Source organism: Aestuariivirga sp. (genome assembly GCF_044238155.1).
Classification (GTDB): domain Bacteria; phylum Pseudomonadota; class Alphaproteobacteria; order Rhizobiales; family Aestuariivirgaceae; genus Aestuariivirga.
In genome coordinates this window covers 1-4,964 of the sequence record NZ_JBIIDX010000198.1, presented here as the reverse complement: position 1 = coordinate 4,964, position 4,964 = coordinate 1, and the positions used below count along the sequence as shown (strand labels likewise).

Sequence of the window (4,964 nt, the reverse complement as noted above, 5' to 3'; positions counted from 1 at the left end):
GAACTGGAACTACCAGCTGCCCACATCGGTCTTCGGGCCCGACGCGCAGAATACGCCGGACACTGAAGTGGTCGCCAGGCTCGCGGCCTATTTCCCGAAGGACCGTTTCGCGCAGTTCACCTCCATTCATGACGCCACGCAGACCGCCTTCTACGAGCAGATGACGAAGTCGCCGGATTGCAACGCCTGGACCAACAAGATGTCGAGCGAGCTGGCCGCCCGCCAGGCCTCGCCCAATTTCCGCTCCTATGTGGCGGAGGGCAAGACGCACACCATCCTGCGCGCGCCGCTGTTCTTCTCCGAACAGTCCGGCGGCATGGCCTTCACGTCTTGGCTGGCGGCGCTGCTGAATGATGGCGAACTGCCGGGCAATGCGCTTTGTCCAACGTGCCAGGCGCCCCAGACGCTGTGCCCGCAGTAGGGTAGGCCCAGGCGGAGCTGCCTAGCCTGTCAGCCTGACGCGCGGGCAGCTGCCGGCGTCCGGCCGGAAGGCGAGCACTCCCCAGATTTGCATGGCAGCGCCGCAGGCGCTATACGCGCTGCCTCCATGCTGACCCTCGAACTTCTGCTGGTGCTGGCGCTGGTGGTGCTGAACGGCATCCTGGCCATGTCGGAACTGGCGATTGTCTCGTCCCGGCCCGGACGTCTGCGCGCCATGCGCGACCGCAGTGTCGCCGGAGCGCGCACCGCGCTTGAGCTGGCTGAGAACCCGGGCCGCTTCCTCTCCACCGTGCAGGTGGGGATTACGCTGGTCGGCATCGTGGCCGGCGCCTTTTCCGGCGCGGCGCTGGGCGGGAGGATGGCAGGCTGGCTCGAAGCTGCCGGACTGCGCCCCGATTATGCCGGGCCGCTCGGATATGTGATCGTGGTGGCGGCCATCACCTATGTCTCTGTGATCATCGGCGAGCTGGTGCCGAAACAGCTGGCGCTCAGGAACCCCGAAGCGATCGCCTGCCGGGTGGCCTATCCGATGGACCTGCTGTCGCGGGCGGCCGCGCCCTTCGTGTGGCTGCTCGACAGCTCCGGCCGGGCCCTGCTCACCCTTCTGGGCCTTCAGAAGTCGAGCGAGGCCATGGTCACCGACGAGGAGATCAGGACGCTCATCGCAGAGGCTGAATCGGCAGGAGTGATTGAAACCGGCGAGCGGGACATGATCGCCGGCGTCATGCGGCTGGGTGATCGGCCGGTGCGCGCGCTGATGACGCCGATGACCGATATCGACCTGATCGGTGTTGATGATGCCCCGGTCGAGATTCGCCGCAAGATCATGGCATCGCCCCATTCGCGCATTCCTGTGCATGGCGAAGACCCGGAGGAGGTGCTTGGCATTCTCGTCGTCAAGGATGTGGCGGATGCGCTGCTGGCCCGGCGCAAGATTGAACTGGCAAAGCTGGTCCAGAAGGCACCGGTCATTCCCGAATCCATGCCCGCGCTCGAGGCCATGGAACTGTTCCGCGGCTCCTCGATTCATCTTGCCTTCGTGCAGGACGAATACGGCCGCACGCTCGGAATCGTCACGGCGGCTGATCTGCTCAATGCGATTGCCGGAAGCCTTGAGCCTGCGGGCGAGGGTGAGTCGGGGGCGGTGCAGCGCGAGGATGGCTCCTGGCTCATTCCGGGCGACATGGCGGTCGATGAAATGAGCGAGCTGATCGGCTTTCCGCTTCCCCATCGCCGCCGCTACGAGACCGTGGCCGGCCTTGTGGTCGATGCCTTCAAGCATTTGCCCTCGCTGGGCCAGTCGGTGAAGCTCGGCATCTGGCGATTCGAGGTCGTCGATCTCGACGGCCGGCGGGTGGACAAGGTTCTGGCGAGCCGGGCCGTGGACACGCGCCGCCAGGCTGGAAAGCCCCCGGCAACCTGAACGATTGGTTACCCCTGCGGACCAGAACAGGCCATCTCGGCGGCCTTCTGGGCAATTTGGTTAGCGCTTGTTAACCATTTGTTATGGATTCGGTAAGAAACAGGATGAGGGCAAATCATTACTGGGCGCCATCATCATGACAATCAATCTCACCGTTCCCAATCTTTCAGAACTGAAACCCCGCATCACGGTCTTCGGCGTTGGCGGTGCGGGCGGGAACGCCGTCAACAACATGATTGAGAGCCGGCTCGACGGGGTCGAGTTCGTGGTCGCCAACACCGATGCGCAGGCACTGATGCAGAACGCCGCGCAACGCCGCATTCAAATGGGTACAGCCCTGACACAGGGGCTGGGTGCCGGATCTCAGCCGCAGATCGGTGCCGCCGCCGCCGAGGAGGCGTTGCCCGAAATCCTCGACCATCTCGCCGGCTCCCACATGGCCTTCATCACCGCCGGCATGGGCGGCGGCACCGGCACCGGTGCGGCGCCCGTCATCGCCCGCGCGGCCAAGGAGCAGGGCATCCTCACGGTCGGCGTCGTGACCAAGCCGTTCCAGTTCGAGGGCATCCGCCGGCAGCAGACCGCCGAGCGCGGCATCGAGCAGCTTGCCAAGCATGTCGACACGCTGATCGTCATTCCGAACCAGAACCTGTTTCGCGTCGCCAATGAGAAGACCACCTTCGCCGCCGCCTTCGCCATGGCCGACCAGGTGCTCTACTCCGGCGTCGCCTCGATCACTGAGCTGATGACCAAGGAAGGCCTGATCAACCTCGATTTCGCCGACGTCCGCGCCATCATGAGCGAGATGGGGCGCGCCATGATGGGAACCGGCGAGGCCTCCGGCGAGAAGCGCGCCATCGAGGCCGCCGAGGCGGCGATCTCCAACCCGCTGCTCGACGATGTGTCGATGCGCGGCGCGCGCGGCCTGTTGATCTCGATCACCGGCGGGCCTGACCTGACGCTTTATGAGGTTGACGAGGCTGCCACCCGCATTCGTGAGGAGGTTGATCCCGAAGCCAACATCATTCTCGGCGCGACCTTCGATGAGTCGCTCGAAGGAATCATGCGTGTCTCGGTGGTGGCAACGGGCCTTGCTGCGGAAATGCTCAAGGGTTCCAAGCCTGCCGAACTGGCTGAATCTGCCGACAAGCTGTCGGTGTTCGGATTTACTGGCAAGCAGCCGGTTGCACCTCGCATGCCGGTCCAGACTGCGCCGATGGCGACCCGCCCGGCCCCCGTTGCACCGGCGCCAGCTCCGGTTGCTGCGCCGGTCCAGGCTTCAGCCCCTGCGCCGGTTTATGCGCCGCAGCCGGCTCCTGTCGTGACACCGGCCCCCGTGGCGCCCGCCGCGGCTCGTCCGGTGCGGATGCCCGCGATTGACGAGTTTCCGCCCCAGGTGAAGCGCCAGATCGAGGCCCAGCAGACCCGGATCGAGTCCATTGCAGATCTTGCCGGCAAGAAGAAGCCTGGTCTTTTCCAGCGTCTGGCCAGCGTAGGTCTCGGCCGCAAGGAAGAGCAGCCGGAAGAGACGGGTCCGCGCGAACCGTCTATGTCTTCCCAGCAGTCCAGCTACGGCGTACGGCCAGCCCAGTCGCGCCCTGGCGCTCCAATGCCTTCGCCACAGCAGGCCGAACTGAATCTGGATGATGACCAGCTGGAGATACCGGCCTTCCTGCGCCGTCAGGCCAACTGATTGAAATTGAACACAAACGCCCAGGCCCGGCGGTCACACTTCCGCCGGGTTTGGTGCATTTAACCGCCAGCCGGCGTCCAGGGCATGCCACGGCGCGACCGTTGGTGGGTGAGGTTCAGGGTGAAGCTGAAGCGTAGGGTTGCGCGGTCCGGGATGGCGGTCGTCATGGCCGTCATGCTCGCCGGTTGTGCTACGGGGCTGATGGACGGCATCTGGGGCGACGACAAGGAAGCTTCGAGTGCAATGACGGCCGGGGTGGCGCCAGACATGTCGGTATCGGCAGAAAGTGCCGATGTCGCCAAGGCCTACAACGAAGCACTCACACTTCTCAGCAATGGCTCGACCAACAGCGCGATCAAGCAATTTGCCGAGGTCGAGCGAAAATATCCATATTCGAACTACGCCACCCAGTCGATCCTGATGCAGGCCTATGCCAACTACCGGCAGGGCAAGTGGGATGACGCCATCAACGCAGCAAACCGTTTCATCACGCTGCATCCGGGCCACCGCGATGTCGGCTATGCCTATTATCTGATCGCCATCTGCAATTACAATCAGATTGCCAATACCAAGCGTGATCAGGCTCAGACCCTGCGGGCCCTGACCGCGCTGGAAGAGGTAGCGCAGCGCTTTCCGGGAACGGCCTATGCGGCCGATGCCGAGCAGAAGGTTGTCGTCGCGCGAGACCATCTCGCCGGCAAGGAAATGGAAGTCGGACGTTACTACTACCGCGAGGGTGCCTATCTCGCTGGCATCAACCGTTTCAAGCGGGTTGTGACGGACTTCCAGAAGACCAGCCAGACCCCGGAGGCGCTCTACCGGCTGACGGAGGGATACATGGCCCTTGGCATCCTCTCAGAAGCCCAGACCGCAGCCGCGGTGCTGGGTGCCAACTATCCCCAGTCGGAATGGTACCGCAGCGCCTATCAGCTGGTGGCCAGCGATGGGCAGGAGCCCGTGGTGAACGACCAGTCGTGGATCTCCAAGGCCTTCGATACGATCAATCCGCTGTAACCTGGCAGCCACCTACCGGCTCGGCCATTGGGGGCTGATCGATGCGCTGTCATGGCGGTTTGATCGGTCTTCTGCCCGGGAGCGCTCGAGACCCTCACGAGCCGGCCCCCGATGACAGTCGATCATCAGTCACTGGCCCTGCCATTGTACTGCTCAGAATGTGCCGGCGAGGGAGGCGATGATGCCGAGGCCTGTGTTGCTGCCGGAGAACACGGCGCGGCCGTCGAGGCTGAGGCCGAACTGCTCGCCGATGTCCCAGCGGAGACTGGCCGCGAGATAGGGCGCATTGAACTCCGTGGCCTCCACCGGCACGTCAAGGCTCTGGCCCAGCATGCTGACTTCCACCTCGTCATCGCCCGTCATCTGCCGGATGATGTAGCCCGCGGATATCCC

The 4,964-nt window shown here is 64.1% G+C and carries 5 protein-coding genes; 4 read left to right on the top strand and 1 reads right to left on the bottom strand.

Features of this window, described 5'->3' with window-relative positions; translation table 11 throughout:
* From ACILRN_RS15690 to ACILRN_RS15675, 4 genes are all read left to right on the top strand, one after another.
* Positions 1–421: hypothetical protein (locus ACILRN_RS15690; RefSeq protein ID WP_395689879.1), on the top strand; the 421-nt coding region annotated here is incomplete at its 5' end.
* A 126-nt stretch (positions 422–547) separates the two neighbouring features.
* A complete protein-coding gene (locus ACILRN_RS15685) occupies positions 548–1,864 on the top strand; it encodes a hemolysin family protein (RefSeq protein ID WP_395689877.1) in 1,317 nt (438 codons plus the stop codon).
* A 136-nt stretch (positions 1,865–2,000) separates the two neighbouring features.
* On the top strand, positions 2,001–3,557 hold the full coding sequence (gene ftsZ, locus ACILRN_RS15680) for a cell division protein FtsZ (RefSeq protein ID WP_395689875.1): 1,557 nt from the start codon (positions 2,001–2,003) through the stop codon (positions 3,555–3,557).
* A gap of 84 nt (positions 3,558–3,641) precedes the next feature.
* Positions 3,642–4,571 carry an outer membrane protein assembly factor BamD gene (locus ACILRN_RS15675; RefSeq protein WP_395689873.1) on the top strand — a complete coding sequence of 310 codons (930 nt, stop codon included), beginning with the start codon at positions 3,642–3,644 and terminating at the stop codon, positions 4,569–4,571.
* 153 nt (positions 4,572–4,724) lie between these two features.
* On the opposite strand, the gene ACILRN_RS15670 is transcribed toward ACILRN_RS15675, so the two are convergent.
* Positions 4,725–4,964, bottom strand: a 240-nt coding sequence (locus ACILRN_RS15670) for a hypothetical protein (protein ID WP_395689871.1), incomplete at its 5' end; no start/stop codon positions are given.

Excerpts from the sequence above, each read along its gene's own strand:
- ACILRN_RS15685 (WP_395689877.1), top strand. The coding sequence starts at position 548 with ATGCTGACCCTCGAACTTCTGCTGGTGCTGGCGCTGGTGGTGCTGAAC.
- ftsZ (WP_395689875.1), top strand. The coding sequence starts at position 2,001 with ATGACAATCAATCTCACCGTTCCCAATCTTTCAGAACTGAAACCCCGC.
- ACILRN_RS15675 (WP_395689873.1), top strand. The coding sequence starts at position 3,642 with ATGCCACGGCGCGACCGTTGGTGGGTGAGGTTCAGGGTGAAGCTGAAG.